Source organism: Foliimonas ilicis (assembly GCF_039939195.1).
GTDB lineage: Bacteria > Pseudomonadota > Alphaproteobacteria > Rhizobiales > Rhizobiaceae > Foliimonas > Foliimonas ilicis.
In genome coordinates this window covers 258,504-285,478 of record NZ_JBDUUH010000007.1, presented here as the reverse complement: position 1 = coordinate 285,478, position 26,975 = coordinate 258,504, and the positions used below count along the sequence as shown (strand labels likewise).

Below are 26,975 nucleotides of genomic sequence, written 5' to 3'. Positions count from 1 at the left end.
CTATGAAGTGCAGCCGAATTCGCGCCTTTCGTGCCAGATAAGAGTGCGCGATGCGCTGGATGGGTTGGTTGTGCGTATCCCAGAGCGCCAGGGGTAGAGCCTTTCACTTTTAGATAGAAAAGCTGGCGGGACAGCGCCCCCCTCTGTCCTGCCGGACATCTCCCCCACGGGTGGGGAGATTACCTTGTCATTTAAAGCGCGGCACCAATTGCTGACGTTACAGAATGAAGAGGCGGAGAGTGGTGTCATCCAATCTCCCCACCCGTGGGGGAGATGTCCGGCAGGACAGAGGGGGGCGCCTCGCGATTCCATCAAAACAGGAAGCGCTCTAATTGGTCGCGCCTAGCCCGGAATACGGCCCGCCTCGATCTGCTTCAAACGATATTCCAGAAGCCGCATGATGCGGCTTTCGAAGTTTTTGCCTTCCACGCGGTCGAACTGAATCTGCGCGCGGTCATGCTTGGCCAGAATATCGGTCTGCTTGGCTTTCGCAGCGGTCGCCGCCTGTTCGCAGTTTCTGAAACGGCCGAGATTCTTCAGTGAATCTTCGAGTTCGCGCGCATGGTTCTTGGCGATGACGACATGACTTTCCTCATGGCGCTTGATGTCGGAAGACAGCGTATCCCAGATCAACCTTGTATCTTGCTCCGCGCGGTGGCGCTGACGCCATTTCGGCAGAAACATATTGGCCTTCACCGTCACATGTGCGTTGGCGATGCGGCAGCTTTTCTGGTCCTGCGAATAGCTGATCTTGGTCGTAAACTCCATTTGCGTCGCACCAGGATGGCGGCGTCCGGTGGTTTTGACCTGCGGACCGCGCTTTCCCAGCTCATCCTCGATCTCGGAAAGCGTCTTTCCGCCAATCGTGAAATAGCTGTAGGTCTTCGACAAGCTGGCCGCACTTGCCGGCACGGCGAGGCACGCTGCAAACGCCATTGTCATAAGAGACTGCCTGATAATCCGCGCTGCCGGCCACCTGGCGCGGTTTTCTGCGCTTCCGGTGCTCACGTACCAAACGTACGCTCCGCTCCGGTTCTCGAAAACCACTCCACATGACTCGGCAGGGCGAATTCTTACGCAGTCTCCAAGAACCCGTTTGAACATATTGCTTCGCTCCGTGCCTTGCTTTACGCCCGCTTGCAGCAAGGCTTTCGGATTTTTGCCGTCAAAGCATTGAATTTTCGTGACGAGCGACTTCCGTCTCTATCTTGGTGAATACGAACGGCGATGACCACCCCCAAATGGAAATTGGCGCATGGCCGCCATCTTTCACTCGGCCCTCGCGCCGTTGTGATGGGCGTGTTGAACGTGACGCCGGACAGTTTTTCCGATGGCGGATCGTTCGTCGATCTTGACCGTGCCGTCGCGCAAGCCCGCCGGATGGTGTCTGAAGGTGCTGCAATCATCGATGTCGGTGGAGAATCGACCCGTCCCGGTGCCGATCCTGTGTCTGCTGTCCAAGAGCAGGCAAGGGTGCTGCCCGTCATTGAGGCGCTGGCCGCCGAGCCGGATCTGCTGATTTCCGTGGATACGTATCGCGAGGAAACCGCACGGCTCGCAATTGCCGCCGGTGCGCATATCGTCAACGATGTGTGGGGCCTGCAACGCGAACCGGCAATCGCCCGGCTGGCGGCAGAAACGGGCGCCGGGCTGGTCATCATGCATACGGGACGCGAGCGCGAAAAGCTCAGCGACGTCATTGCCGATCAGTTTGCATTTCTTGGACGCTCGCTCGAGATTGCCCGCGAGGCGGGCGTTGGAGACGATCAGATCGTGCTCGATCCGGGCTTTGGTTTTGCCAAGAACGCCGATGAAAACCTTGACCTGATGGCGCGGTTTTCCGAACTCGCAGCGCTGAATTTTCCTTTGCTTGCAGGCACTTCGCGCAAGCGCTTCATAGGACATGTGACCGGTCGCGACGCTGAAGACCGCGACGCCGGGACCGCGGCGACCAGTGCGATCCTCAGACTGAAAGGCGCTGCGCTTTTTCGGGTGCACAATGTCGCAATCAACATGGACGCTCTTGCCTTCGCAGATGCTATGCTTGCCCGCGAACGCTTGAGCCTGGAGCCCTGACATCCGATGTATCTTATACGCATGAAAAACTGCGCCTTCTTCGCGCGCCACGGCGTTCTGGAAGAAGAAGGGCGGATCGGCCAGCGCTTCTATGTGGATGCGGAGCTATGGGTCGAGGCCGGTCGAGCGCTGACCGAAGATTCGATAGAAGATACAGTGGATTACGGCGTTGCCTTCACCGTAATTGAAAAGATCGTGACAGGTGAGCGCCAGTTTTTGATCGAGGCGCTGGCGCTGAAGGTCGGCAAGGCGCTGACCGAGCATTTCCCGCAGATCAAAAAAGCCAAGATCACGGTGCGCAAACCCAATGCGCCGGTGCCGGGTGTTCTCGATTACGTCGAGGTGACGGTTGTCTGGCCGGAATAAAGAACGCGCCTATATCAGCCTCGGAGGAAATCTGGGCGATCCGGCGGCCTCGATGGCGTCGGCGTTGCGGATGATTGACGCGGACGCATCATCGGAGGTGTTGGCGGTTTCGTCGCTTTATCGCACGCCGCCCTGGGGAAAAACCGATCAGCCGGATTTCCTGAACGCCGCCGCAATCATCGAAACTGCACTTGAACCCCGCGATTTTCTGGAATTCTGTCTCGAAACGGAGCGCCGTTTGAAACGAGTTCGCGAAGAGCGGTGGGGTCCGCGCCTGATCGATCTCGACATTCTGGCCTTCGGGGATCGTATCATCGCGGAAACCGGGCTGGAAGTGCCGCATCCGCGTATGTTGGAACGTGCTTTCGTGCTCGTTCCATTGTCTGAAATCGCGCCGGATTTCGCGGTCCAAGGCGTGTCGCTGAGCGATCACTTGTCAAAAATCGACCTCGCCGGCATCCAAAAACTGCCCGGCAAGGCCGATTGGTGGAAAGACTAGCCTATCCGGCGAAGCCGCCCGATTCCAGAAATGCTTGTTCTTCTTCCGTCGTTTCGCGGCCCATGATCTGGTTGCGATGCGGGAAACGGCCAAACCGCTGCACGATGTCGCGATGGCCGACCGCGTGTTTGACGAAATCGCCGCCAAGCGCGTTTGCCAGATCAACAGCTTCATATTGGTCCGCGATCAATTCTGAGTGCGAGAAGGGCAGGTAGAAGAATGAGCGGATTTCCGGCTCGACTTGGCTGTCTTGGCCTGCGGCAATCGCTTTTCGTGCATAATAGCGGGCCAGCGGGTCGGTCGCATACATGTGGCCGGTACCGCGAAAGCAATTGCGCGGAAACTGATCCAGCAGGATCATCAGCGCCAGCGAACCTTCGGCAGAGTCCGACCAATGGTCGAATTCGCGCCGCGCGGCTGAAAAATGCCTGCCCTGAAAGCGGTCGCGGAGCTTGCTATCGAAAATCTCGTCTTTCTCGAACCAGCTATCCGGCCCTGCCTCGCGCCAGAACTTTACGATCTCATCCACTGCGAGCTGGTCTGCTGTCGTCATAAAATGTGCCTTTCAAACGAATCAAAAAACATAGGCGGAGCCTTAGCGGGCACCGGCGAAAATGTCATATGGGCGTCCTAGTATAGAAAATCCATGACAAGAATTACGCAAATCCGGAGTGCATATCCGTCTAAAGTATAAGACATAAATTTTACCGGACACAATTCTGTTAAATACTCCCGTTTCGATTGCGATCAGCGGTTGTATCCTTTAGCCATTTATCTCCGGTTTCGCATAGTTGAGGGGGGCTTGCGGAAAACAGAATTTGAAAGGGAGGAATTATGCCGCAAGGTATGTTGTTTATTCTAGCGCTATTGCCGATCGCAATAGTTTTGGTCTTGCTCGTGATTATGCGGCGTTCGGCTAAATTTTCCATGCTGACGGCCTATCTCGTGACCGCCGTTCTCGCTCTCACTGTCTGGAATCAGTCGATCGGAACCGTTGCGGGTGCGACTATTAACGGCTTTGTCACCGCACTGACCCTTCTTTTCATCATCTTCGGCGCGATCCTGCTTCTGCAGACCGTTCAGGAAAGCGGCGCGATCCGCGCAATCCGCCAAGGTTTCATGGACTTGTCGCCTGACCGGCGAATACAGGCGCTGATCATCGCATGGCTGTTTGGCTCGATGATCGAAGGGGCCTCCGGTTTCGGCACGCCCGCTGCGGTGGCTGCACCACTTCTGGTCGCAATCGGCTTTCCGGCCATGGCAGCAGTGCTGGTGACGCTGATCATCCAATCCACGCCGGTTTCCTTCGGCGCTGTCGGCACGCCCATGCTGGTTGGTGTCACCACAGGGCTTTCTAATAATGAAGGCGTCGTTCAGAGCATCGCACCACTGACTTTGACGGAATATGTCGTTCAGCTTGCCGTCAATGTGGCGATGATCCACGCGCTTGTCGGCTTCGTCATTCCGTTGATCATGGTCGGTATGCTGACCCGCTTCTTCGGCGCCAATCGTTCTTTCAAGGATGGCTTTGCCGTCTGGAAATTCGCGCTGTTCTGCGGTTTTGCATTCACGGTTCCGTATTATCTCGTCGCACTCCTGCTCGGACCGGAGTTTCCGTCGCTTGTTGGTGGTCTGATCGGCCTGATGATCGTTGTCCCGGCAGCTAAGAAAGGCTTCCTGCTGCCGAAGGATCGCTTCGACTTTCCGCCGAGGTCCAAGGCGACCGAAAGCTGGTTCGGTGCGCTCGATTCGAATGCCGCAGCCGCTGCCGAGGCGGGTACGGATGGACGTTCCATCTCGCTGCTGCGCGCCTGGTCTCCCTATGTGATCGTTGCAGGCCTTCTCATCGCAACGCGCACGATTGCGCCGCTCAAAGCAGCGCTGACTTCGCCGGAGGCGACATTGGCGGTTTCTGATCTCTTCGGATCGGGCATCGGCGCCAGTGCACAGCTTCTCTTTTCGCCCGGAACGATTCTCATTCTCGCATCCGTGATTTCGTTCTTCGTCTTCAAGATGAGCGGCAAGGCGTATGGGCGGGCATGGTCGAATTCCGCGCAAACCATGATGGCCGCAGCACCCGCGCTCATCATCGCCGTTCCGATGGTGCAGGTTTTCATCAACACGAGTGAGGGCGGGCTGGAATCCATGCCGCTGGTGCTTGCCGAAACCGTCGCCAGTGCAACGGGAAGCATCTGGCCGCTGTTCTCACCACTGATCGGCGCGCTGGGTGCCTTCATCGCGGGCTCGAACACCGTCTCGAACATGATGTTCTCGCTGTTCCAGTTCTCTGCGGCAGAACAGATCGGCTTGACCGGTTTGGCAACCATCGGCGTGGTGGCGCTTCAAGCGGTCGGCGGCGCTGCTGGTAATATGATCTGCGTTCACAACGTGGTGGCAGCCTCAGCAGTCGTCGGCCTGACCGACCGGGAAGGGGACGTCATCCGCATGACGCTCATTCCGATGGCGTATTACACCCTACAGGCCGGTTTGATCGGTATGGCGCTGATCTATGGCGGTGTCTGGTGGGCCTTCGCGGTGGTCTGGCTGGCCGTTGTGCTTGTGGCGATGTACTTCAATCGTGGAGAGCCGCAGGCCAAGACGCAGACCGTGGCAGCCGAATAAGTCGCGGGCGGTCTAATCGGCGGCGGCGGGCTTTACCAGCACCGTCGCCGTTTCTTCGCTCATCGCACGACCGGGGCGCTTGGGCGGTGCCAATGGCGCAGGGATCGGCATGTTGCCTTTGAAGAAGCCCCGGCCCGCCGCAAGGCCGCCGACAAGCTGCGCATCGAGACGCGCATCGTCGCGCTCGCGAACATCCCGAATGGTTTCAGCCGCTTCTTCTTCGTCGATACCGAGCTTTCTCAAAGTCGCCTCGCCGAAGGAGAGTGCCGATTCGAAGGTTTCGCGAAGCTGATAATCGACGCCTGCCTGAATGAGATCCATCGCGATGCCGCGGTCGAAGGCGCGCGCAAGGACCGGCACCAGCGGGTATTCGGATTTCATCTGCTCGGCGATTTTCACCGCGATTTCGCCTTTGTCCACGCAGATCAAGACCGCGCGGGCGCGTCCTGCACCTGCGGCATGGAGAATGTCCAACCGCGTCCCGTCGCCATAATAGACCTTGAAGCCGAAAGTGGCTGCGGCCTGTATCATCTCCACGTCATTGTCGATGATCGACACGTCAAGCCCGCGCAGAAGCAGGGGTTGCGTTGCGATCTGGCCGAAGCGTCCGAAGCCGATGACGAGCACGCTGCCATGCAGATCATCGACGACATCGACATCTTCAAGCGACTGCTCCTCCTTTGGCGTCAAATAGCGCAGGCCGATGATGGCGAGCGGTGTCAGGACCATGGAAATAATGACGATTGCCGTCAGCAGCGAGTTGGCTTCGCCGTCGATGATGCCTGCGGTGGTGGCGGCGGAATAAAGCACGAAGGCAAACTCGCCGCCTTGCGCCATCACCACCGCGCGTTCGATAGCCTGCGCATGATCCGATTTCAGCAGACGTGCGATGAGATAAATGCCGAGCGCTTTCACGATCATGTAGGCGAGGACGTAGAACAGGACCATCTGCCAGTTGGCTGCGACGACAGAGAGGTTCAGGGACATGCCGACGGCAAGGAAGAAAAGGCCGAGCAGGATGCCACGGAATGGCTCGACGTCGGCTTCAAGCTGATGGCGGAATGTCGACTCGGATAGCAGAACGCCCGCCAGAAACGCGCCCATGGCCATTGAGAGGCCGCCCATCTGGAGCGCCAATGCTGAGCCGAGAACCACGAGGAGAGCAGCGGCAGTCATAACTTCGCGGGCTTTCGAATCCGCTAGAATGCGAAAAAGCGGATTAAGCAGATAGCGTCCGGCAACGACGAGACCGACAATCGCCCCGATGCCTATTCCGATATTGGTTAGCACGGTAATCCATGTCGTTTCGGGATGACCGGCAGCGACAGGCGCCAGGAAGGCAACGAGCGCAAGCAGCGGCACGATGGCGATGTCTTCCAGCAACAGGATCGAAATCATGCGCTGGCCGCCCGGAGACGACATCTCGCCACGTTCTTCCAAAAGCTGCATGACGATTGCCGTCGAGGTCAGGACGAAGCCCGCACCCGCTACAAAGGATTGAGCGAGCGGAAAACCGGTGAAATAACCGACGCCCGTCAGCAAAACCGCGCAAAACCCGACCTGAAGCACGCCCAGACCGAAGATTTCACGTCTCAGGCTCCATAGGCGGGATGGCCGCATTTCGAGCCCGATGATGAAAAGGAACATCACCACGCCGAGTTCTGCGACATGAAGGATCGCGCCGGAATCGTTAAAAATGCCAAGGCCGAACGGACCGATTGCGAGACCGGCGGCGAGGTAGCCCAGTATGGAACCCAGCCCGATCCGCTTGAAGATCGGCACCGCCACGACACCGGCAGCCAAAAGCGCTACGACCTGAATGAGTTCGCTGTTCGAGGCTTCGGCTGCCATGATTTTGTTTTCCGGGATCGGCCGCTGGGGCTGTGCTGAAAGGTCGGGCTGTTCCCAGCATATGCGCTTAGTGGCAGCACGAAAAGTGCGTTAGGGGAGGTTCCGGTTTGCTTGTTTCCGGCAGTTCCGGGATGACGCGGAAGGGCCGCAAAAGAAAAAGGCGCCCGCTTTGCAGCGCGCGCCTTCAAGAACTTGCGTATTTGGTCTTATTTGCTGGCGATGGAACCAACGGCTGCGCCATCGACGCGCTTGAGGTTCATGCCGATGACCGGGACCATCTGCTTCTCGACGCTGACGGAAACCGTCACCGTCATGCTGTTTTCATCGGGGATGCGAGCCTGCATCACGCCCTTGAGCTGATTGCGGTTGATGCCGAAAACGACCTTCTGGCCTTCGACGACGTTGCCCGACACGATGTCCAGGCCGCTACCGGCCGCGCCATCCATGAATTTGCCCTGATAGCCTGCGCGTCCCTTGCGTTCGACGGTCGCGCTCATTTTCTGCGTGAACATGCCGACGCGGCAGCCGCCGTCCAGCGTCATGCCGAGTTTGCCGTCCGGCGTCGAGCCGGTGAAGGTGCAGGTAAACTTCGTGCCCTTGTACTTTCCGGCGACGATCTCGCCAGGACCAACCCATTGGCCCTCGACGGATTTGAAGAATTTGCGGTCACGTTCCGAGCTTTGCGCGGAGACAGTGGTTCCGATCATCGCCGTTGCAGCCAGGGCGAACGGCAGGATTGCAGACAGAGTTGCGCGTTTCATCGAGGCACCCGACAGACTGGAAAACTGGAATACGATAGAAGCCGACCTTGGACAAGAATGGTTAACGGTTCGTCACCTTGTCTGGTTTTGTTCGTCGTTGCGGGGTGTCTTTCCACTGCTGTCTTTGGTTGCGAAAGAGGTGAGTGCGGACAGAAAGTCGCCCATTCCGGGGCGTTTCAACGCGGTAAAGGACAGAGGACGTGCGGTTTCCATGGCCGCGATGCCAATGCGCGCCGTCATCATGCCGTTGACGACACCTTCGCCAAGCTTGGCCGAAAGCCGTGCCGCAAGCCCATGGCCGACTATCTGCTGGACAATGCTGTCGCCTGCCGCGATCGATCCGGTGACGGCCAGATGCGCCAGAACGCTGCGCGCCAGCCGGAAGAAACCCAGTGTACCGGGACGCCCGCCGTAAAGCTCGGAGAGCCTGCGGATGAGCCTTCCTGCCTCGAAAACCACATAGGCAATATCGACCAGCGCGCGCGGGCTGACGGCAGTTACGAGCGAGACGCGTTTTGCGGCATCCAGAATCAGGATTTTCGCGCGCGCATCGAGCGGCGCCATAAGCTCGGCTTCGGCAAGCCGCACGAGGTCTGCGCCATCTATGATGTCATCGCGCAATTCTGACAGTGCACGCCGCCCGACTGCCGTTTCAGGTTTCGAGGCAACGAAGGCCGATAATTCATCGACGACTTTCTTGGCGCGTTTCGGATCGTCATGGGAAATCGCTTCCAGCGCCTGCGACCGCATTTTTTCGACCGATGCGAGGCGCGAAAGGGCGAGCAATTCGCGTGCGAGAATTACGATCAGCGTCAAGGCCGCGACTATTGCGGCAATGACAGCAAACCAACCCAGCCATTCGAAGCGGGCGAACAGATCCCGAATGAGCTTGTCGGCCCACAAGCCAAAGGCCAGCGAGAGCAGGATTCCGAACGCGCCGATGAAGATCGTACCGAGACCAGAGCGCTTTTTGGGCGCAGTTGCAGGCGGCGGCTCGGCTGTCGCAATGTCCGGCTCGTCGAAAACATCGATAGTTGCAGGTGTAACTATCGCCATTTCCGCTTTTAACGAGCGCGGACGCCGGACTGTTTCGGCCTTTGGTGCGGGGGTCGGCTTCTCCTCCGGCTCCAGCCGAAAGGAGGCAGGTTTACGCGGAGCGCTCATGCGAGGTGATCTCCGATAAGGAACTGAATCGCGCGGTCCAGCCGGATATGGGGCAGGGACAGCGTGATACCTTCGGCGGTCTTTTCGAGCTTGGGCGGACGAAAGCGCACGAAGCGGATGGCTGTGTTCTGATCGTCCGTTGTTTCTTCAAAAACTGAATCCGCTCTCGCCGGTAAATCACCGGGAAATATGGCTGTTTCGGTGTTTCCATCGAAGGTCTCGTCGCCGATGGTTTCGCCCTTCAGCGGCGTTCCAATGATGACAGGAAGCGTATCGCGACCCTGCTTCACAGTGCCTTCGCGCGTTGCGCGGATTGCGGCCATTGCCAGCACATCGACTTCCGCGCCGGTAAAATCTGCCCGCGCAACAGCACGTTTGGCGATACGCCGGACAATTGCCTGCAGCCGGTCGTGGCTTTCATGATGCAGATGGTCCGCCTTGGTCGCCGCAATCAGGATGCGGTCGATGCGGCGGGTGAAGAAATCGGTCAGCAGATTGCCACGCCCTTGGCGGAAGCAGGCGAGAATTTCGGTCACGGCACGCTCGAGATCCGCCACTGCGGCAGGCCCGGCATTCAGCGCCTGCATGGCGTCGATCAGCACGATCTGCCGGTCGAGGCGGGCAATGTGCTCGCGGAAGAAGGGTTTCACGACATGCGTTTTGTAGGCCTCGTACCGGCGCTCCATCATCGCGTGGAGCGAACCGGGCCGGGCCTTTTCAGTCAGGCGGGGAAGCGGGGCAAAGGTGAGTGCGGGCGAACCCTCCATATCGCCGGGCATGAGAAATCGGCCCGGCGGCAGCGTGGAAAGTGCGCGTTCGTCCAGCTTGCAGGCTTTCAGATATGCCGCGAAGCTTTCGGCCAGACTGCGGGCAAGCATTTCATCGGCGTCTGCGGATGGATCGATGTTTTCGACCAGCGCGCGCCATGCCGTCGAAAGGTCGTGGCGCACCGGAAAATCGGCCATTTCGACCGCTTCTTTTGAGAATTCCGCATAATTTTTCGCCAAAAGCGGAAGATCAAGCAGCCATTCTCCGGGATAATCGACAATATCGACCGAAAGTCTGCCGCTTGAGAACATGCGGTTCCAGCCGGAGGCGGACTCATACTGAATGGTCAGCCTGAGTTCCGAAATCGCGCGCGTGGAATCCGGCCAGATGCGCGAATTCAGCAGCGCGTCGATATGATCTTCATACTGAAAGCGCGGGACCGCATCGTCGGGTTGCTCTTCGAGAAAAGCGCGCGCGATGCGACCGGATTTTTGCGCCTCGAAAAGCGGAAGGCGACCGCCATGGATCAGATTATGGACAAAGGCCGAGATGAAGACCGTCTTTCCGGCACGAGAAAGTCCGGTGACGCCTATCCTGACGGATGGAGAAAACAGACCGGCAGTGCGGCCGGAAATCGTATCGAGCGCAATGCGCGCCTCATCGGTGAAACTTGTCAGAGACGCCAAATGTTGAACCCTGCCTGATGAATTTCAACAGGATATAGGCCGTTCGGTATGGTTTTGAAATGCCGGACGCGTTTTCCCCGGTTCTAGCTTCTTGCCGGCGTCAGGAAGGCTTCCAGACGAAAGCGGCCTCGCTCGGCCTCGGAGAGCGCACCATCAAATCGTAGAACGGCAAGACCGGACGTTGCGAAACCCTTGCGCAATGAGGCGGTCGCGGCCTGATCGTCTGATGCGGAAAGCGCGGTCGCGAGGTCCTCCAACACAGGATTGTGCCCGACCACGAGGATTGAGCCGCTGGCGCCATGTTCTCGAATGATTTCCAGATAACCCGCGGCATCCGCCCTGTAGAGTTCTTCCATATATGTCACGCGGCCGGTATCGGCGTGTTCGGCGACCGCCTGCAGGGTTTCGCGGGCGCGCGTTGCAGTGGAACACAATGTCAGGTCCGGGATGTATCCCATGGCAGTCATGGTCTCGCCGGTGGCTTTCGCATCTTCGATGCCTGATTTTTCCAGCGGTCTGTCGAAATCTCGCATGCCGGGCTTTGCCCAGCCGGCTTTGGCGTGTCTCAGGAGTAAAAGCCTGCTCAATTTTCTTTAACTCCCGATGCGCCGGACATTCCGACGATATGGCCGGCAAATCAGGCCATTCTCACGGCAAAGTAGCTGGCCGCAGCTTATCGTCCAATGATATGTGCGTAGTCTACATCAAAACGCCTTGGGCCTTTGCTTGCTTCGAATCTGAGTATCTGTTTTTCATTCCGGTATGATTCGGGCGGGGGCCTTAGAGGAAACGGTATAATGAGCACTTCCAAAAAAACCGAAATCTCGGAGATGAGGCCGAAGCTGACCGTCATCGGCGTCGGGGGTGGCGGCGGCAATGCGGTCAACAACATGATTGCCGAAGGGCTGGAAGGCACCGATTTCATCGTCGCGAACACGGACGCGCAGGCGCTTACCATGTCCAAGGCGCCTAAGCTGATCCAGTTGGGCGCGCTGGCCACCGAGGGATTGGGCGCGGGCTCGCTGCCTGAAATCGGGCAGGCCGCCGCAGAAGAAACCATCGACGAAATCATGGACCATCTGTCGGGCACGCATATGTGCTTCGTGACCGCAGGCATGGGCGGCGGCACCGGCACGGGCGCCGCACCCGTGATTGCGCGGGCTGCTCGCAACGCCGGAATCCTGACTGTTGCAGTTGTAACCAAGCCATTCACTTTTGAGGGCAAGCGCCGCATGCAAATGGCGGATCGCGGCATCGAGCTGCTCCGGGAAGCCGCCGACACCGTCATCGTCATTCCAAACCAGAATCTTTTCCGTATCGCGACTGCCAAGACCACGTTCGAAGATGCTTTCGGCATGGCCGACAAGGTGCTTCATTCGGGCGTGAGCTGCATCACGAACCTGATCGTGAAGGAAGGTCTGATCAATCTCGATTTCGCCGACGTGAAGACCGTGATGCGCGACATGGGCCGCGCGATGATGGGAACCGGCATCGGTTCCGGTGTCGACCGGGCGCGCAAGGCTGCCGAAGCCTCCATTGCCAATCCGTTGCTGGACGAAAGCTCGATGAAGGGCGCCAAGGGCGTGCTGATCTCGATTTCCGGCGGCATGGATATGACGTTGTTCGAGGTCGATGAAGCTGCGACGCGCATTCGCGAAGAGGTCGGCGACGACGCAGACATCATCGTCGGTGCAATTTTTGAGAAAGAGCTCGAAGGCCAGTTCAAGGTTTCGGTTGTTGCTACCGGCCTTGAAGCGCAGCCGCTTCAGGCCAATCCAGCGGTTGATGGGCGAGGGCAGCTTGCTCCCGGTCAGACAACGCACTGAAGCAGCAAATAGCAGCGATGCGCTGACGTTGGATTGTGAGCTGTCTACAATGGCGATCACGATCTGACGTCGCGTCAGTTGTTTTACTGGCCAAATCGTCGCGTTTGATCAATATTATACTGGGGTGAGCCTGTTTCGAACCGGAGTGTTTCGTCATGCGCCCAGTTCTTCTCTTGAATATCGCGGCGTTGGGCCTGCTAGGCACCGTATTGGCTGCTCAGGCAGCAGATATTGGCGAACCGGCGCCGATAGAAGCTGCTCCCATCGTCGAGCCGAGCTACGATTGGTATATCGCGGCCAGGATCGGCGCGGCGTTCAACCGCGATACGGATTTCAATGTTCTCGGAACGAATGTAAGCAACAGTTACGATACCGGATGGGTCGGTTCACTGGCTGTGGGCACCCAGTTCAACCTTGGCGGTTTGACGCCGAGAGGCGAAATCGAAGTCGGCTATTCGCAAAGTGATGTGGATTCCCATGATGTTGCAGGCGTGGGGACATTTGACGGCAATGCCGCTTCCGGCAAAACCAGTGTGACCTACGGCTTGGTGAACGGTTATATCGATTTCCTCGATGGTCCTATCAAGCCATATGTCGGTGCCGGTATCGGCGTGGGACACGTCAAATTCGACAATCATGGAGTGACGGGCGTCGGCACTGTGCTGGACGATTCAGGTACGGGCTTCGCATGGCAGGTCGGAGGAGGTGTCTCCTACGCCTTCACGCCGCAAATGACGGCTGACCTTGGCTATCGCTATTTCAACATCGAGAATGTCGAACTGACTTCTGTCGATGGCACCGATTCCGACGTGGATGTGCGTTCGCATCAGGTAACGATCGGTCTGCGCTATTCTTTCTAAGAGTCGGTTTGGAAATTCTACCCCCGCCGGTCTGAAATAGCTTTTTGAGTTCGAGAGGCGTCGGTGGGCGCTTGCGGCTTTGCGGTGTCCCGTTAAGCAATTTCTTTATTGGCTGGGCCTAGAAGTCCGGGCGTGGGGTGACTAAACCCTGCGGGACACCGTCGATCGCTGCCGCGAAATTCAAACGCAAACCAAACCGCGCCACTCGAAGGAAAGACGGCCGGTGCAGCGTCCAACGGTCAAATCTCGAAACAGGATATGAATATGAAAGCTGCTGTCTATCGCACAAACGGCGATCCAAAGGTCCTGACTTGGGAGGAAATCGCTGATCCGGAGGTCGGGCCGGCCACTGTGCTGATCCGCGTCGCCTGTGTCGCCATCCAGGGCGGTGACATCCTCAACCGCAGGAAGGTACCGCCGCCCAATGTCCCGCATGTCGTCGGCTATCAGGCTGCAGGGACCGTTGAAGCGGTTGGCAGCGAGGTTAAGGCGTTTAAAGTCGGCGATAAGGTCGCTGCCTTCGCCTTTGACGGAAGCCACGCTGAACTCTTCGCGACCGATCAAAGCTACGTCTACCCGGTTCCGCAGGAATTGGAGTTGACGACCGCGGCGGTGTTGCCCGTGGAGTTCGGAACCGCCAGCGACGGCCTGTTCGAGTTCGGTCGGCTGACGAAGGGCGAAACGGTGCTGGTGAGAGGTGCTGCTGGCGGCGTCGGCCTCGCTGCGGTGCAACTGGCGCACAGAGCGGGAGCCCAGGTTATCGCTGTCGCCGCGACGCCCGAGCGCCTGCGCAAGATCGCTGATTTCGGTGCCGACCACGGCATCGACTACAAGAGCGAAGACGTGGTGGCGCGGGTGCAGGAAATTACCGGCGGTCGCGGCGTTGATCTCGTGCTCGACATGGCGGGCGGGAACCCGATCTTCGATGCCTGTGCAAGGCGCGGGCGCTACGGCCTGATCGGGGCGGCAGGCGGCGGGGCAACTTCCGTCAGCTTCGAGGACCTGCTTTTGAAAAGCCTCACCGTCTTCAGCTTTATGTTCGGTCAGGAGATGGGTACGGAGCGCGTGCGCACTCGGATCGAAGAACTGATGCAGCTTGCCGTTCGCGGGGAGATTGTCATGCCGATCGCCAAGACGTTCAAACTGTCGGCCGCAGACGAGGCTCACTCCTTCGTCGAGTCAGGAAGCCCGGTCGGCCGTGTCTTGATGACGACGGCGCGGTGACGGAAGCCCGACTGACCAACCGGCTAAAGAGGGAGGCAATGACGACGGCCTCCTTCCGCTAAGCCTTTTTGGGTGGACCTATGGCTCGCCTTTTTCTTTTGACCACCGCTTGCCGTGTGGGCTTGAAACAATCTGCGATTATGGGCTTTCTTTCATCGGGCGTGGGTGATTTCCGATTGTTCACCGGTTATGAAGAACACCTGCTACGAACCGAGTGAGAACACGCATGAAGACGTCCATTGCTACCGTGTCGATCAGCGGCGATTTGCGCGAAAAGCTTGCAGCAATCGCGGCTGCCGGTTTCGACGGCGTTGAAATTTTCGAGGCGGATTTTCTGGCTTTCGACGGCACACCGGCAGAAGTGGGGCGCATGGTGCGCGATCATGGGCTGGAAATCACTCTGTTCCAGCCGTTTCGTGATTTTGAAGGCATGCCGCAGCCGCAAAGGGCGCGCGCTTTCGACCGAGCCAAACGCAAATTCGATCTCATGACAGAGCTTGGGACCGATCTGATGCTGATCTGTTCGAATGTCTCGCCCGCATCTTTGGGCGGCATCGACCGGGCGGCAGATGATTTTCGGGAACTCGGCGAAATCGCTGCAAAGAGCGGCGTGCGTGTCGGCTACGAGGCGCTGGCATGGGGCAAGCATATCCACGACCATCGTGATGCATGGGAGATCGTGCGGCGCGCGGACCATCCGAATATCGGGCTGATACTCGATAGTTTTCACACGCTTGCGCGCAAGATCGACGTCGATTCGATCCGTGCCATTCCCGGCGACCGCATCTTCATCGTGCAACTGGCGGATGCGCCGCTGATCGATATGGACCTGCTCTATTGGAGCCGCCATTTCCGCAACATGCCGGGCGAGGGTGATCTGCCGGTGACGGATTTCATGCGTGCGGTGGCCGCAACCGGATATGACGGCCCGCTGTCGCTCGAAATCTTCAACGATCAGTTTCGCGGCGGCTCGCCGAAATCCATTTCGGTCGATGGCCGCCGTTCGCTCATCAACCTCATGGACCGGGTACGCAGGCAAGAGCCGCAGATTGCGATCGACGTGCCGGACATGCCTGACCGGATCGCGGTTTCAGGGGTGGAATTCATCGAATTTTCCGCCGACGAGGCAGAAGCCAACGAGCTGGCCTCGATGCTGCGCGCGATGGGGTTTCGCCTTGCCGGAAATCACATCAACAAGGACGTCACCTTGTGGCGGCAAGGACCGGCTGAAAGCGGCATCAACATCGTGATCAATACGGAACGCGAGGGCCTCGCTCACTCGTCCTATGTCGTTCACGGCAGTTCGGCCTATGCGTTCGGGCTCAAGGTCGAGGATGCGGCTGCCACGGTCGAACGCGCGCGGGCGCTTGGTGCCGAGCCATTTGAGCAGCCCCACGGGCCGGGTGAGCTTTCGATCCCCGGAATACGCGGCGTTGGCGGCGGAGTGATCTTTTTCGTAGACGCAAAAAGCGGGCTCGAAAAAGTCTGGGACGTCGAGTTCACGCCTTCGGCCGAGCCTCAGGAAGATGATGCTGGTCTTATCGGCATCGACCATATCGCGCAGACGATGAATTACGAGGAGATGCTGACCTGGCTTCTGTTCTACACATCCATATTCCGTACGCGAAAATCGCCGATGGTGGATGTAGTCGATCCATCCGGTCTGGTGCGCAGCCAGGTTATCGAGGGCGAAGAGGGCTTGTTGCGGCTGACCCTGAACGGCGCTGAAAACCGGCGGACGCTGGCGGGGCGCTTTATCGCCGAGAGTTTTGGCTCAAGCGTCCAGCACATTGCGTTTCAAAGCAGCGATATTTTCGCCACGGCATCACGTCTGAAGGCACTCGGCTTTGCGACGCTGGAAATCTCGCAAAACTACTATGACGATCTTGAAGCGCGGTTCGGTCTGGAGCCGGAATTCACCGACCGCCTGCGTTCTGCGAACATACTTTACGACCGTGATGACCACGGCGAATATTTCCAGATGTACAGCCCGAGCTATGGCGAAGGCTTCTTCTTCGAAATCGTCGAAAGGCGCGGCGGGTATGCAGGCTATGGCGCGCCGAACGCGCCATTCCGGATTGCCGCCCAGAAAAGACTTGTCAGACCGAGCGGCATGCCGAGGATTTAAGCGACGTTTGGCCGTCTCTCCATTTGCAAAAGGGTCTGATTTAACGCGGCCTTAACGATAAAATGCAAATTTGAACTATGTTGAGTTTGGAATCAGATTGGCCGATGCGCCGTATGATTGCTGCGGTAATCGTGCTGGTTATGCTGGTGGTGGTGCTCGCCATCCAGCCATCCGCGCCCGAATTCATCAATCAGCCCGTTGCCGAAATCACCAACATCCATGAGCTGGATTCGGACGACGATATTCCTGTCCCGAATCAGGTTTCGCATCACGACAATTCGGCTGAAATGTTCGCTCTTCTAGGGTTCAATCTCGCCAGAGCGAAGGCGGCTGTGATTTTCTCCTGCCCTCAATGCGAGATCGATAGTGTCGCGATAGCGCTTAATCGTCCTCCGCAAACCGCCCGGTGCTGACGCACTGAGCGAAATTCTGGCGTAGAAAGCCAGACCCATTCCGCCCGGTGCCCATCCGTCGATCGCTCTGCCATCGACAGTTCACACCTTTGCGGAATCTCAAAATGTCCATCGCAGCGGCGCATGCGCGCAAATCCTGTCTTTACAATCCTGACCGCAAGCCGGGAGATGATCTCCATTTGTGCACCAACGGCCGGTACGCGTGATGAAGAAATTGTCCTTCACATTCACCGGCCGCCATTCCGGTTTTCGCATGCGCATGCAGTTCATGATCGTTCTGTTTGCGTGCCTGTATGCTGCGATCGGCGTTCGCCTGATCATGCTGGCCAATGCTGAAATGCCTGAAAGACGCGTCGCTGGAATGCCGCCTTCTGTTGCTCGGCCCGATATTGTTGACCGGAACAACACCACCCTTGCAATGGATATTCCGAGCGTTTCCGTCTACGCGGAACCGCGCCGCATACTCGATCTTGATGAAGCCGTGGAAGGCATAGTCAGAGTGTTCCCGGACTTGAACATGATGGATGTGCGCAGGCGTCTGAGCCGCGACAGCGGCTTTGCGTGGATCAAACGCGGTGTGACGCCAGCGGAGCGGGACCGTCTCTGGGCGCTGGGAATACCCGGCGTCGGTTTTCGCAATGAAACACGCCGATTTTATCCAAATGGCGTGACCGGCGCCCATGTTCTGGGTTCGGTCAATATCGACAACACCGGAATCGCAGGCATTGAACGGTGGATCGACGGGCAGGGGCTGCAGGATTTGCGTGAAGCCGGGCTGCAGATGAATCGCAATAGCCTCGAACCCATCGCCCTCAGTCTCGATTTGAGGGTGCAGCACGCATTGACCGACGAGTTGCGAAAAGCCGTGACACGGTTCGATGCTGTAGCCGGGGCCGGTCTGGTCATGGATATCACCAATGGCGAGATCGTCGCTTTGGCGTCTCTCCCGGACTTCGATCCGAATATCCCGGCGGATGCCTTGAAGACGGATCGCATCAACAGAGTAAGCGTCGGCACCTATGAAATGGGTTCGACATTCAAGGCCATGACAACTGCGATGGCCCTGGATTCCGGTCTGTTCAACATCAAATCCGTCATCGATGCCAGCCAGCCTCTGCGTTTCGGAAGGGCAAGAATACGCGACTATCGCGGCAAGAACCGTCCATTGAACATTCCAGAGACTTTCATTCATTCCTCGAATATCGCCATGGCCAAGATGGCGATGGATGTCGGTATCGAGAACCACAAGACGTTTTTGAGCCAATTGGGTCAGTTCGACCGTTTGCTGACCGAATTGCCTGAAAATGCGCGGCCAATCCTGCCAAGGCGTTGGAGCGAGATCAGCACCGCTACCGTCGCCTTCGGGCACGGCGTTGCTGTAACGCCGCTTCAGGCGAGTATGGGCGTTGCGGCACTCGTGAATGGCGGGCGCTTGATACGGCCGACCATAATCAAGGGCGCGCCATTGGAAGGCCGGATCATCGCGAGCGACGTGGTGACGCCTCAAACTGGAGAGGCAATTCGTTATCTTATGCGGCTCAACGCCGAGGTGGGTTCCGCCAGAAATGCGGATGTCGCCGGATACTTCATCGGCGGAAAGACCGGTACGTCCGAAAAAGTCGTCAATGGACGCTATTCGGGTGAAAGTGTTTTGACCGCATTCATGGGCATCGCGCCTGCCGACAATCCGCGATATCTGTTCCTGACGGTTCTGGACGAACCCAAGCCGCTTCCCGAGACACATGGTTTCAGGACATCCGGCTGGAATGCGGTTCCCGTCACCGGCGAAATCATGAAGCGAACCTTGCCGATGCTTCCGCTTCAGCCTTATGCGCAGCGCCCGGCTTCTCCATTCCCGGCAATGGTGCGTCTGGGGGCTTGGGGAGCCGAGCGCTTCGCGCCGATGAGGCAGCTCCCGCTTCAATCCGTTGCGGTCCCGACCGCTTCACCACCAAGATGAGCAGTCGGTCAGTCCTTCAATGTTGACGCAAGCATGTTCTTCAGCCGCTGCAAATCCTGAGGAGACCAGCCTTCCGGTTGGGTCACGGCTACCCATGCGTCCACATAATGTTCGGGAGCATAGACGTGGCCGTGTCCCATCGGTGTGCTGGTGGCGATCGCCATATCGAGGCTCAACTGCAGGAACGTCACAACGGGAAACCATCGCAGGCTCGGCGAAACGTCCGGGCCGCGTGGATTGCGCATCCAGGCTGGTGCGCGAAACAGAGAGTTCGGCTCGAAAAATGTAATCGGATCGCTGGCATATTGGAGGAAAACCACCCGCATCGGCCCCCAGGGCGCCTCGGCCTCGTCCAGATAATTATCCTGTCCGGTAAACCGGATGACCGAGCCGTCGCGAAAACGCGGCATCCATGCAGGTGAGCCTTCGTTCCTTCCCGCAGTGGCCTGTCTCCACGTACGGCTCGTGAAAGGCGGACCGGCCCACAGCGCTCCGTCGAACGGTTGCCCGACAATATCGAACAAATCGTAAGAAAGGTCGGAGTTCATTGCGCCGAGGCTCAGGCCGTGCAGATACAGTTTCGGACGGTCGTTTTCGGGCATCTGAAGCCAATGATCGTACACGACCCTGAACACCGCCTTGGAGGTCTCTGCGCCATAATCGGGTTCGACCATCAAAGCCAGCCAACTGGCGAGATATGAATATTGGACCGAGACGGTCGCCGTGTCGCCATGATGCAGATATTCCAGCGGCATATGGCTTGCAGGGTCGAGCCAGCCGGTCCCGGTCGGCGTTGCAATGACCACGACCGAGCGTTCGAAGGCTCCGACGCGTATCATTTCTTCAAGGGTGAGGCGCGCGCGCGTTTCGATGTCGTCGGCCGAATTGAGGCCGACATAGACGCGAATGGGTTCTTTCGCATCTCGTCCGGTGAAATTCGCAATCTCGGCACGGGTAGGAGCGGATGATATCGCCTCTCTGCCGGCACGCCCGAGATCTTCCCATCGCAGAACGGATTGCGTGCTGCCGGATTTCAGCGGGTCGGTCGGCTTGTCCTCTTCGTCCGATACCAGGGCGTCATATTGCTTGTAGGATCCGTCCAGGAGACGCAGGCCAGCCTCCAGGAAAACGCCGCTGCCCAATGACCAGAACAGCAGCGCCGCGAAAATGACCGCAAGAAGGTTCGACACCCGTTTGGGTGCGATTCTGTCGATCACGCGCGATAGATAGCCGAATGTCAGTTTGAAAAGCCGGCCGATCAAAAGCAAGGCGATTGCGACTGCGCAGGAGATGGCGCCGACGAAAAACGGCCTGATCGTATCGACGGTATCGAGCCCCATCAGAACCCGTATCGAGTTCTGCCAATGCGATGCCTGCCACAGAAACGCCAGAGCAATCGCCGCGCAGACCACTATTGCAGCCAGTGACACGAGCTTTTCTGCGCGCGGGTTCAGAAAATTCCGAAATCCCAGGAAATACCAAAGCGCGCGCAGCCCGACACCGATGCCGTAGCCGGCCGCGAAGGATGCACCAGACAAGACGCCTTGCAACGCCTCGCTCCGCGGCAGCAGGCTGGGGGTAAGAGATGCCGCGAAAAACAGCGTTCCAATTATCAATCCGCCGCCGCAAAAAGAGCCGTAAAATCTTCCGAGAAGCTGGGGGATTTTTATGAATGGCATTTAGCTGGTCCAGAGGTAGGCGGTACGATTGGGGCAAGACGTTATCATGCTTTGACCGATGAAAATCGGAAAGTGGCTCCTTTGTCGCTGTCAGTCGCGGAATGTACCGCGGATGAGATTGGACGATCTGCCATAAAATAAAAGGCGCCCTTTTCGGAGCGCCTTTTCTCGATCAAAATGGAAGGCCTAAGATCTTTCTCCGGAGGAAATCGTCAACTCATTCCAGTAGAAAGAAGATCTACGGAGCAGGCCAACACCGAAAGATACGTAGATGTCGATGGCTTATTGCAGCAAATCTAGATTGTCGACATGTCAAAGGCGTCTTGCCATTGCCTCATACTGCATTTCGTCCAGCCTGCATGCTGCCCGGTAAACCTGACTTCGAGCATTCGTTACCCTGGGGCTATCTCCCTCAGTGAGCCTGTAAGCTGACTGCAGTATCGTTTTCAGCCAATCAAAATCGATAACACTTCCGTTTTTCAGTCCTTGAATGCCCAACGCCAAGGCCGTAACTTCCTGTGTATCCACAGGGGCATTCAATGTCCCATTCAATGTCTCTTCATTAGCAATCCTCGCTCTGCCCGTTGGAGTTTGAAAGGCCGATGGGTTGCCGCTCTGCAAGCGGGAAATGGCGCTTTCTAATGTATTTTTATGAGTCGCAGCTTCCGATTTCAAAGTCTTGACGACATTGTCCAGCGGCAAGCCGGAGCTATGAGCGTAATAGAAGAGGGGCAGCCATTTGCGACCTGTATGAGCGGAATGCAGTAGATATTGCAGCGGATGCTCAACACGTTCCTGCTTGAGAAAATTCATGAGAACCGCTTCGTTTGTTACATTGTGGCGGACTTTTCGTTCGGGGCCAACCGACACGGGAGAGACATCGCCTATCAATTTGAGCGTAGGCGTGCCCTTTTGCTCACTGAATTCCCCTTCCCGGATAAACTGTAACTTGGGTAATAGCTCTTCTCCGATAAATAAGTTTCCCGACCTTCCGTCGACCTTTCCCGTATCCAAATCGAGCGTTGCTGCAGAACCGATCGCAACTCGTGACATCCGGCGCGCAAACTCCGCTACCGCCCTCTGTTCCCTCTTGGCAATTATGAGATTTATTTCAGCAGGCTTTGCGACGCGTGTCTCGCCGACATAACGATAGTATATTCCTCCTTCTTTAACTTCAGTATTGACGTTCTTTACAGCAATGATGGGGGGATGCTCGTGCTTTTCAACATGGATGACGCCTACAAGCGGTCCATCAAAATCTAAGATGAATTTTGTGAATTTTGGCACGGGTGCCAATGCACCAGCTAAACAGCGATTAATGTCTGCGGGATCAGTTTCAGCAAACGTCTCATCACGTAACCCTGTTACCTTCAGGGTTTTATCTTGCTGTTCCCGAACACCGAAAAATAGGTACCCTCCTTTGTTATTCGCCAACCCTGCTATCGATCTGAGCGGATCGGCAAAGCGTCCTTCTGGTTTTAGGCAAAAAGTTTCCTTGCACTCGGTCTCTTCGCCCTCATGGTGGACCAAAAACCAGCCTCCATTTTTCTGTTCAAACAGTGATAAAGCTACTTCGCCAATTGTAGGCTCGGCGTTTGGTGCTGCTGATTCACGGATCGCTCCGACCTCTGCCGGAGTAAAGTCGGCCAAAAACTGACTAAGTGCATCATCTGAGGCCGTAGGAACCTCTGAGCCATAAGTCCGACCTCCTATCTGAGATATGCGCCCTGAATTGACCGGCCTTTCTTGTCGATTAAAATAGAATTGAATATCTCGATTTTTCATTCGACGCGATAGCATCGCTTTGATCAGGCCGATTTCTTCATCTGTTATACTGCGCTTTCCCATATATCCCCCTGCCGTTAGCCATCTGTACTTTTGGCATGGGATGCGCATTCGTCAATTAGGATGCTGATGGTAATTTCCGAGGCCTATATGGACCTTACTCTCGATTGTCCGCCCCTTTGGCGCAAATGCCACCAACTTGCATTTGCAATATATGACCTGAGGAAGCCGCTACGCCGAGAATGCATGGAATGTGAGTACCAACATATATAAAACGATTTCAGAGACGTTCCGGCTGTGGAACTACTGGTCTGCCACCGCCTGAGCATGTTGTGGGTCTGAAAAGAGAAACGGCCCGCCGATGGCGAGCCGCTTTATTCATTTGAGCCATACTTTGGGTGCTTTGGGCAAAACTATAGGGTAACTGATATGCCGATCAGACGGTCAATGCCTTAGCTGCAACCACTCGTGCTTCCGCACGTATCGCATTTCTCGCAGGTGCCGTTTCGGACCATCGTGAAGTTCTGGCATTCCGAGCAGGAGTTGCCCGTATAGCCTTGCATCAGCGATTTTGCCCGGCGGTCGGCGGCGAGCGCCTTGGCGTCTGTGACTTCCTTGGCAGCAGCGTCGGTGAAGAGGGCGGATGCGGTTTCAGCGACGCCTTCATCATTGGCCACTTCCTTGGCGCGTTCTTCATAGTCGCGCTTGAACGCCGTTGCCTCTTCGACCAGTTCGGAAACGACCGGCTTGAGTGCCGTTACCGTTCCGCCTGTGGAGATCGAACGCACATTCGAGCCGGAATAGGCGGTCGGAGCGGCTTTTACCGGGGTGGTGGTCCCGGACGGGCTCGAACCCCCAAACCCTTTTGGCTCGTTGCTGGCACCGGATACTACTTTCAGTGGTGCGCCGCGGGTCAGGCCCTTGGAGAAGGCCTGCGCCCGGCCTTCCGAAATGCCGCGTCCAAGTGCGGTGTTCGAAAAGTCCGACGTGTCGACATGGGCGAGGTCGTTGCGGCCGAGATAGGAGACGGCTAGTTCGCGGAACACGTAGTCGAGGATCGACGTCGCGTTCTTGATCGCATCGTTGCCGATGACCATACCGGCCGGTTCGAATTTGGTGAAGGTGAACGCTTCCACATATTCTTCCAGCGGCACGCCATATTGCAGGCCAAGCGAGATCGCGATGGCGAAGTTGTTCATCATCGCACGGAAAGCAGCGCCTTCCTTGTGCATGTCGATGAAGATTTCGCCGATGCGGCCATCGTCGAATTCGCCGGTGCGCAGATAGACCTTGTGGCCACCGACGACTGCCTTCTGGGTGTAGCCCTTGCGGCGGTTCGGCAGTTTCTCGCGGTCGCGCACGACCTTCTCGATGATGCGCTCGACGATCTTTTCCGTGACCATCGCAGCCTTTTGCGCATTTGGTGCGGCGATCAGCTCTTCGATCATGTCGTCGGCGTCTTCATCGTCATCCGACAGAAGCGAGGCGTTGAGCGGCTGGGAGAGCTTCGAACCATCGCGATAAAGCGCGTTGGCCTTGAGCGCCAGCTTCCAGGAAAGCATGTAGGCTTCCTTGCAATCCTCGACGGTCGCTTCGTTCGGCATGTTGATGGTTTTCGAGATCGCACCCGAAATGAAGGGCTGCGCGGCAGCCATCATGCGGATGTGGCTCTCGACCGAGAGGTAGCGCTTGCCGATCTTGCCGCATGGATTGGCGCAATCGAAGACGGGCAGGTGCTCGTCCTTGAGGAAAGGCGCGCCTTCCAGCGTCATCGCGCCGCAAACATGGATGTTTGCCGCTTCGATTTCCTTTTTCGAGAAGCCAAGGGCAGGCAGCATCTCGAAAGAGAAGTCATTGAGCTGCTCGTCGGTGAAGCCCAGCACGTCCTTCGCGAAATCTTCGCCGATCGTCCATTTGTTGAAGACGAACTTGATGTCGAAGGCGCTTTTCAGTGCGGTGTTCAGCGTTGCGATCTTCTCGTCGGTGAAGCCCTTGGCTTTCAGCGAGCCGGGGTTGATGCCGGGTGCCTGGTTGAGATTGCCGTGGCCGACTGCGTAAGCTTCGATTTCGGCGATCTGGCTCTCGGTGTAGCCGAGCGTACGGAGCGCTTCAGGAACCGCACCGTTGATGATCTTGAAATAACCACCGCCTGCCAGCTTCTTGAACTTCACCAGAGCGAAGTCGGGCTCGATGCCGGTCGTGTCGCAATCCATGACAAGGCCGATCGTGCCGGTCGGCGCGATGACGGTGGACTGGGCGTTGCGGTAGCCGTGCTTTTCGCCGAGTTCGATGGCTCGGTCCCACGCAGCTTTCGCATGCTCTACGAGTTCTGGATGCTTCAAATCGGAAGCGACCAGCGGCACGGGATTGACCGCGAGCTTTTCGTAGCCCTCGCTCTGGCCGTAGGCCGCGCGGCGATGGTTGCGCATGACGCGCAGCATGTTGGCGGAGTTGCGCTCGTAATCCGGGAAAGCGCCAAGCTCGCCTGCCATTTCGGCGGACGTTGCATAGGAAATGCCGGTCATGATCGCAGTCAGGCTGGCGCAGATGCCACGGCCTTCAGCGGAGTCATAAGGAATGCCGGACGTCATCAGCAGGCCGCCGATATTGGCATAGCCGAGGCCGAGCGTGCGATATTCGTACGAGAGACGGGCGATTTCCTTCGACGGGAACTGCGCCATCATCACCGAGATTTCGAGCACGATCGTCCACAGGCGGACGGTGTGTTCGTAACGGTTGATGTCAATCGAGCCATCCTGATTTCGATATGTCAGGAGGTTGATAGAGGCGAGGTTGCACGCCGTATCGTCAAGGAACATGTATTCCGAGCACGGGTTCGATGCGCGGATGTCGCCAGCGGCTGGCGACGTGTGCCAGTCGTTCATCGTCGTGTTGAAGTGCAGGCCCGGATCGGCAGATGCCCATGCGGCGTAACCGATCTTTTCCCAAAGATCGCGTGCCTTCAGCGTCTTCATGACCTTGCCGTCCTTGCGGGCGGTCAGGTGCCAGTCGCCGTCATTTTCCACAGCGCGCAGGAAGTCGTCCTTCAGCGAGACGGAATTGTTCGAATTCTGGCCCGAAACGGTGAGATAGGCTTCCGAATCCCAATCCGTGTCGTAGGTTTTGAAGTCGATATTGGTGTAGCCCTGCTTGGCGAACTGGATGACGCGCTTAACGTAGTTTTCAGGCACCTGGTTCTTTTTGGCAGCCTTGATTTCGCGCTTCAGCGCCGTGTTCACCGACGGATCGAAGCAATCATCGTCCTGACCTTCACAATTGACGCAGGCCTTCATGATGGCGGTCAGATGCTGCTGGACGATCTTGGAACCGGTGACGAGGGCCGCAACCTTCTGCTCTTCCTTCACCTTCCAGTCGATATAGGCTTCGATATCGGGATGGTCGGCATCGACCACGACCATCTTGGCGGCGCGGCGCGTCGTGCCGCCCGACTTGATGGCGCCTGCTGCGCGGTCACCGATTTTCAGGAAGGACATGAGGCCCGACGAGCGTCCGCCGCCGGAAAGCTTTTCGCCTTCACCGCGCAGATGCGAGAAGTTGGAGCCGGTGCCCGAACCGTATTTGAACAGGCGCGCTTCGCGGACCCAAAGATCCATGATGCCGCCTTCATTCACCAGATCGTCGGCGACGGACTGGATGAAGCAGGCATGCGGCTGCGGGTGCTCGTAAGATGATTTCGACTTGGTGAGCTTGCCGGTGAAAGGATCGACATAATAATGGCCCTGGCCGGGGCCATCGATGCCGTAAGCCCAATGTAGACCGGTGTTGAACCATTGCGGGGAATTGGGTGCTACGCGCTGGGTTGCCAGCATGTAGGCGAGCTCGTCGCGGAAAGCGGATGCGTCTTCTTCGGAATTGAAGTAGCCACCCTTCCAGCCCCAATAGGTCCAGGTACCGGCGAGACGGTCGAAAACCTGGCGCGCATCGCGCTCGGAGCCGTAGCGTTCGTCTTCCGGCAGTTTTTCGAGTTCCGCCTCATCGGCAACAGAGCGCCAGAGGAAGGAGGGAACGTCGTTCTCCTCGAACTTCTTCAGACGCGCAGGCACACCGGCCTTGCGGAAATATTTCTGCGCCAGAATGTCGGCAGCGACCTGACTGAACTGGGCGGGCACATCGATGTCTGCCAGACGGAAGACGATCGAGCCATCGGGATTCTTGATTTCACTCACTGCCTTGCGGAATTCGATCTCCGCATAAGCAGACTGGCCTGCTTTGGTGAAACGCCGTTCGATCCGCATCGTCTTGTCCCTTCGGTTCTATATATAGCGCCTTTTGCGCGAAATCCCTCG

Annotated in this window: 20 protein-coding genes and 1 pseudogene; 11 read left to right on the top strand and 10 right to left on the bottom strand. The window is 57.5% G+C overall.

The window, feature by feature from the left end:
* Nucleotides 1-97 (top strand): annotated as a pseudogene (locus ABFT80_RS17245) (2Fe-2S ferredoxin); the annotation flags it as partial.
* 245 nt (nt 98-342) lie between these two features.
* Here the strand turns inward: ABFT80_RS17245 and ABFT80_RS17240 are convergent.
* Nucleotides 343-942 (bottom strand): DUF922 domain-containing Zn-dependent protease, encoded by a 600-nt coding sequence (locus ABFT80_RS17240; RefSeq protein WP_347973157.1) that lies wholly within the window; start codon nt 940-942, stop codon nt 343-345.
* A gap of 285 nt (nt 943-1,227) precedes the next feature.
* Here ABFT80_RS17240 and folP point away from each other — a divergent pair, with 285 nt between their 5' ends.
* The 3 genes from folP to folK are packed head-to-tail and all read left to right on the top strand — an operon-like array spanning nt 1,228 to nt 2,941.
* The gene (gene folP / locus ABFT80_RS17235; protein WP_347973156.1) at nt 1,228-2,076 is read left to right on the top strand and encodes a dihydropteroate synthase; all 849 of its coding nucleotides are present in this window, start codon (nt 1,228-1,230) and stop codon (nt 2,074-2,076) included.
* Nucleotides 2,077-2,082: 6 nt separating this feature from the next.
* Nucleotides 2,083-2,442, top strand: coding sequence for a dihydroneopterin aldolase (folB, locus tag ABFT80_RS17230; RefSeq protein WP_347973155.1), 360 nt, complete (start codon nt 2,083-2,085; stop codon nt 2,440-2,442).
* On the top strand, nt 2,426-2,941 hold the full coding sequence (gene folK / locus ABFT80_RS17225; protein ID WP_347973154.1) for a 2-amino-4-hydroxy-6-hydroxymethyldihydropteridine diphosphokinase: 516 nt from the start codon (nt 2,426-2,428) through the stop codon (nt 2,939-2,941). Before folB ends, folK begins: the two co-directional genes overlap by 17 nt.
* A gap of 1 nt (nt 2,942) precedes the next feature.
* On the opposite strand, the gene ABFT80_RS17220 is transcribed toward folK, so the two are convergent.
* Nucleotides 2,943-3,494, bottom strand: a complete 552-nt coding sequence (locus tag ABFT80_RS17220; RefSeq protein ID WP_347973153.1) for a DUF924 family protein — start codon at nt 3,492-3,494, stop codon at nt 2,943-2,945.
* A 281-nt stretch (nt 3,495-3,775) separates the two neighbouring features.
* Here ABFT80_RS17220 and ABFT80_RS17215 point away from each other — a divergent pair, with 281 nt between their 5' ends.
* The gene (locus tag ABFT80_RS17215; protein ID WP_347973152.1) at nt 3,776-5,563 is read left to right on the top strand and encodes an L-lactate permease; all 1,788 of its coding nucleotides are present in this window, start codon (nt 3,776-3,778) and stop codon (nt 5,561-5,563) included.
* A gap of 12 nt (nt 5,564-5,575) precedes the next feature.
* Here ABFT80_RS17215 and ABFT80_RS17210 read toward each other — a convergent pair whose 3' ends face one another.
* The 5 genes from ABFT80_RS17210 to ABFT80_RS17190 all read right to left on the bottom strand — a co-directional run bounded on the left by ABFT80_RS17210 (nt 5,576) and on the right by ABFT80_RS17190 (nt 11,380).
* Nucleotides 5,576-7,414 (bottom strand): monovalent cation:proton antiporter-2 (CPA2) family protein, encoded by a 1,839-nt coding sequence (locus tag ABFT80_RS17210; protein ID WP_347973151.1) that lies wholly within the window; start codon nt 7,412-7,414, stop codon nt 5,576-5,578.
* A gap of 206 nt (nt 7,415-7,620) precedes the next feature.
* The gene (locus tag ABFT80_RS17205) at nt 7,621-8,175 is read right to left on the bottom strand and encodes a hypothetical protein (protein WP_347973150.1); all 555 of its coding nucleotides are present in this window, start codon (nt 8,173-8,175) and stop codon (nt 7,621-7,623) included.
* A gap of 72 nt (nt 8,176-8,247) precedes the next feature.
* Nucleotides 8,248-9,339, bottom strand: a complete 1,092-nt coding sequence (locus ABFT80_RS17200; protein ID WP_347973149.1) for a YcjF family protein — start codon at nt 9,337-9,339, stop codon at nt 8,248-8,250.
* Nucleotides 9,336-10,793, bottom strand: coding sequence for a YcjX family GTP-binding protein (locus ABFT80_RS17195; RefSeq protein WP_347973148.1), 1,458 nt, complete (start codon nt 10,791-10,793; stop codon nt 9,336-9,338). The genes ABFT80_RS17200 and ABFT80_RS17195 overlap by 4 nt, the downstream gene beginning before the upstream one ends.
* 83 nt (nt 10,794-10,876) lie before the next feature.
* Entirely contained in the window at nt 10,877-11,380 is a 504-nt protein-coding gene (locus ABFT80_RS17190) for a SixA phosphatase family protein (RefSeq protein ID WP_347973147.1), read from the bottom strand.
* A gap of 210 nt (nt 11,381-11,590) precedes the next feature.
* Between ABFT80_RS17190 and ftsZ the strand changes: the two genes are divergently transcribed.
* The 6 genes from ftsZ (at nt 11,591) to ABFT80_RS17160 (ending at nt 19,204) form a co-directional block, all read left to right on the top strand.
* On the top strand, nt 11,591-12,619 hold the full coding sequence (ftsZ, locus tag ABFT80_RS17185; protein ID WP_347973146.1) for a cell division protein FtsZ: 1,029 nt from the start codon (nt 11,591-11,593) through the stop codon (nt 12,617-12,619).
* 155 nt (nt 12,620-12,774) lie between these two features.
* Nucleotides 12,775-13,479, top strand: a complete 705-nt coding sequence (locus ABFT80_RS17180) for an outer membrane protein (RefSeq protein ID WP_347973145.1) — start codon at nt 12,775-12,777, stop codon at nt 13,477-13,479.
* A 264-nt stretch (nt 13,480-13,743) separates the two neighbouring features.
* Nucleotides 13,744-14,703 carry a quinone oxidoreductase family protein gene (locus ABFT80_RS17175; protein ID WP_347973144.1) on the top strand — a complete coding sequence of 320 codons (960 nt, stop codon included), beginning with the start codon at nt 13,744-13,746 and terminating at the stop codon, nt 14,701-14,703.
* Nucleotides 14,704-14,929: 226 nt separating this feature from the next.
* Nucleotides 14,930-16,831, top strand: a complete 1,902-nt coding sequence (locus ABFT80_RS17170) for a bifunctional sugar phosphate isomerase/epimerase/4-hydroxyphenylpyruvate dioxygenase family protein (RefSeq protein WP_347973143.1) — start codon at nt 14,930-14,932, stop codon at nt 16,829-16,831.
* 104 nt (nt 16,832-16,935) lie between these two features.
* Nucleotides 16,936-17,244 carry a hypothetical protein gene (locus ABFT80_RS17165; RefSeq protein ID WP_347973142.1) on the top strand — a complete coding sequence of 103 codons (309 nt, stop codon included), beginning with the start codon at nt 16,936-16,938 and terminating at the stop codon, nt 17,242-17,244.
* Between the two features lie 205 nt (nt 17,245-17,449).
* On the top strand, nt 17,450-19,204 hold the full coding sequence (locus ABFT80_RS17160; RefSeq protein WP_347973141.1) for a peptidoglycan D,D-transpeptidase FtsI family protein: 1,755 nt from the start codon (nt 17,450-17,452) through the stop codon (nt 19,202-19,204).
* Between the two features lie 8 nt (nt 19,205-19,212).
* On the opposite strand, the gene ABFT80_RS17155 is transcribed toward ABFT80_RS17160, so the two are convergent.
* The 3 genes from ABFT80_RS17155 to ABFT80_RS17145 form a co-directional block, all read right to left on the bottom strand.
* Nucleotides 19,213-20,883: an alpha/beta hydrolase gene (locus ABFT80_RS17155; RefSeq protein WP_347973140.1), complete on the bottom strand. Its 1,671-nt coding sequence runs from the start codon at nt 20,881-20,883 to the stop codon at nt 19,213-19,215.
* Between the two features lie 312 nt (nt 20,884-21,195).
* Nucleotides 21,196-22,731, bottom strand: a complete 1,536-nt coding sequence (locus ABFT80_RS17150; protein WP_347973139.1) for an ATP-binding protein — start codon at nt 22,729-22,731, stop codon at nt 21,196-21,198.
* 389 nt (nt 22,732-23,120) lie between these two features.
* Nucleotides 23,121-26,924 carry a vitamin B12-dependent ribonucleotide reductase gene (locus ABFT80_RS17145; protein WP_347973138.1) on the bottom strand — a complete coding sequence of 1,268 codons (3,804 nt, stop codon included), beginning with the start codon at nt 26,922-26,924 and terminating at the stop codon, nt 23,121-23,123.
* Between the last annotated feature and the right edge of the window lie 51 nt (nt 26,925-26,975).

Excerpts from the sequence above, each read along its gene's own strand:
- ABFT80_RS17180 (WP_347973145.1), top strand. The coding sequence starts at position 12,775 with ATGCGCCCAGTTCTTCTCTTGAATATCGCGGCGTTGGGCCTGCTAGGC.
- ABFT80_RS17215 (WP_347973152.1), top strand. The coding sequence starts at position 3,776 with ATGCCGCAAGGTATGTTGTTTATTCTAGCGCTATTGCCGATCGCAATA.
- ABFT80_RS17160 (WP_347973141.1), top strand. The coding sequence starts at position 17,450 with ATGAAGAAATTGTCCTTCACATTCACCGGCCGCCATTCCGGTTTTCGC.
- folP (WP_347973156.1), top strand. The coding sequence starts at position 1,228 with ATGACCACCCCCAAATGGAAATTGGCGCATGGCCGCCATCTTTCACTC.
- ABFT80_RS17200 (WP_347973149.1), bottom strand. The coding sequence starts at position 9,339 with ATGAGCGCTCCGCGTAAACCTGCCTCCTTTCGGCTGGAGCCGGAGGAG.
- ABFT80_RS17240 (WP_347973157.1), bottom strand. The coding sequence starts at position 942 with ATGACAATGGCGTTTGCAGCGTGCCTCGCCGTGCCGGCAAGTGCGGCC.
- ABFT80_RS17170 (WP_347973143.1), top strand. The coding sequence starts at position 14,930 with ATGAAGACGTCCATTGCTACCGTGTCGATCAGCGGCGATTTGCGCGAA.
- ABFT80_RS17220 (WP_347973153.1), bottom strand. The coding sequence starts at position 3,494 with ATGACGACAGCAGACCAGCTCGCAGTGGATGAGATCGTAAAGTTCTGG.
- ftsZ (WP_347973146.1), top strand. The coding sequence starts at position 11,591 with ATGAGCACTTCCAAAAAAACCGAAATCTCGGAGATGAGGCCGAAGCTG.
- ABFT80_RS17145 (WP_347973138.1), bottom strand. The coding sequence starts at position 26,924 with ATGCGGATCGAACGGCGTTTCACCAAAGCAGGCCAGTCTGCTTATGCG.
- ABFT80_RS17155 (WP_347973140.1), bottom strand. The coding sequence starts at position 20,883 with ATGCCATTCATAAAAATCCCCCAGCTTCTCGGAAGATTTTACGGCTCT.
- ABFT80_RS17205 (WP_347973150.1), bottom strand. The coding sequence starts at position 8,175 with ATGAAACGCGCAACTCTGTCTGCAATCCTGCCGTTCGCCCTGGCTGCA.
- folB (WP_347973155.1), top strand. The coding sequence starts at position 2,083 with ATGTATCTTATACGCATGAAAAACTGCGCCTTCTTCGCGCGCCACGGC.
- ABFT80_RS17175 (WP_347973144.1), top strand. The coding sequence starts at position 13,744 with ATGAAAGCTGCTGTCTATCGCACAAACGGCGATCCAAAGGTCCTGACT.
- ABFT80_RS17150 (WP_347973139.1), bottom strand. The coding sequence starts at position 22,731 with ATGGGAAAGCGCAGTATAACAGATGAAGAAATCGGCCTGATCAAAGCG.
- ABFT80_RS17165 (WP_347973142.1), top strand. The coding sequence starts at position 16,936 with ATGCGCCGTATGATTGCTGCGGTAATCGTGCTGGTTATGCTGGTGGTG.
- ABFT80_RS17210 (WP_347973151.1), bottom strand. The coding sequence starts at position 7,414 with ATGGCAGCCGAAGCCTCGAACAGCGAACTCATTCAGGTCGTAGCGCTT.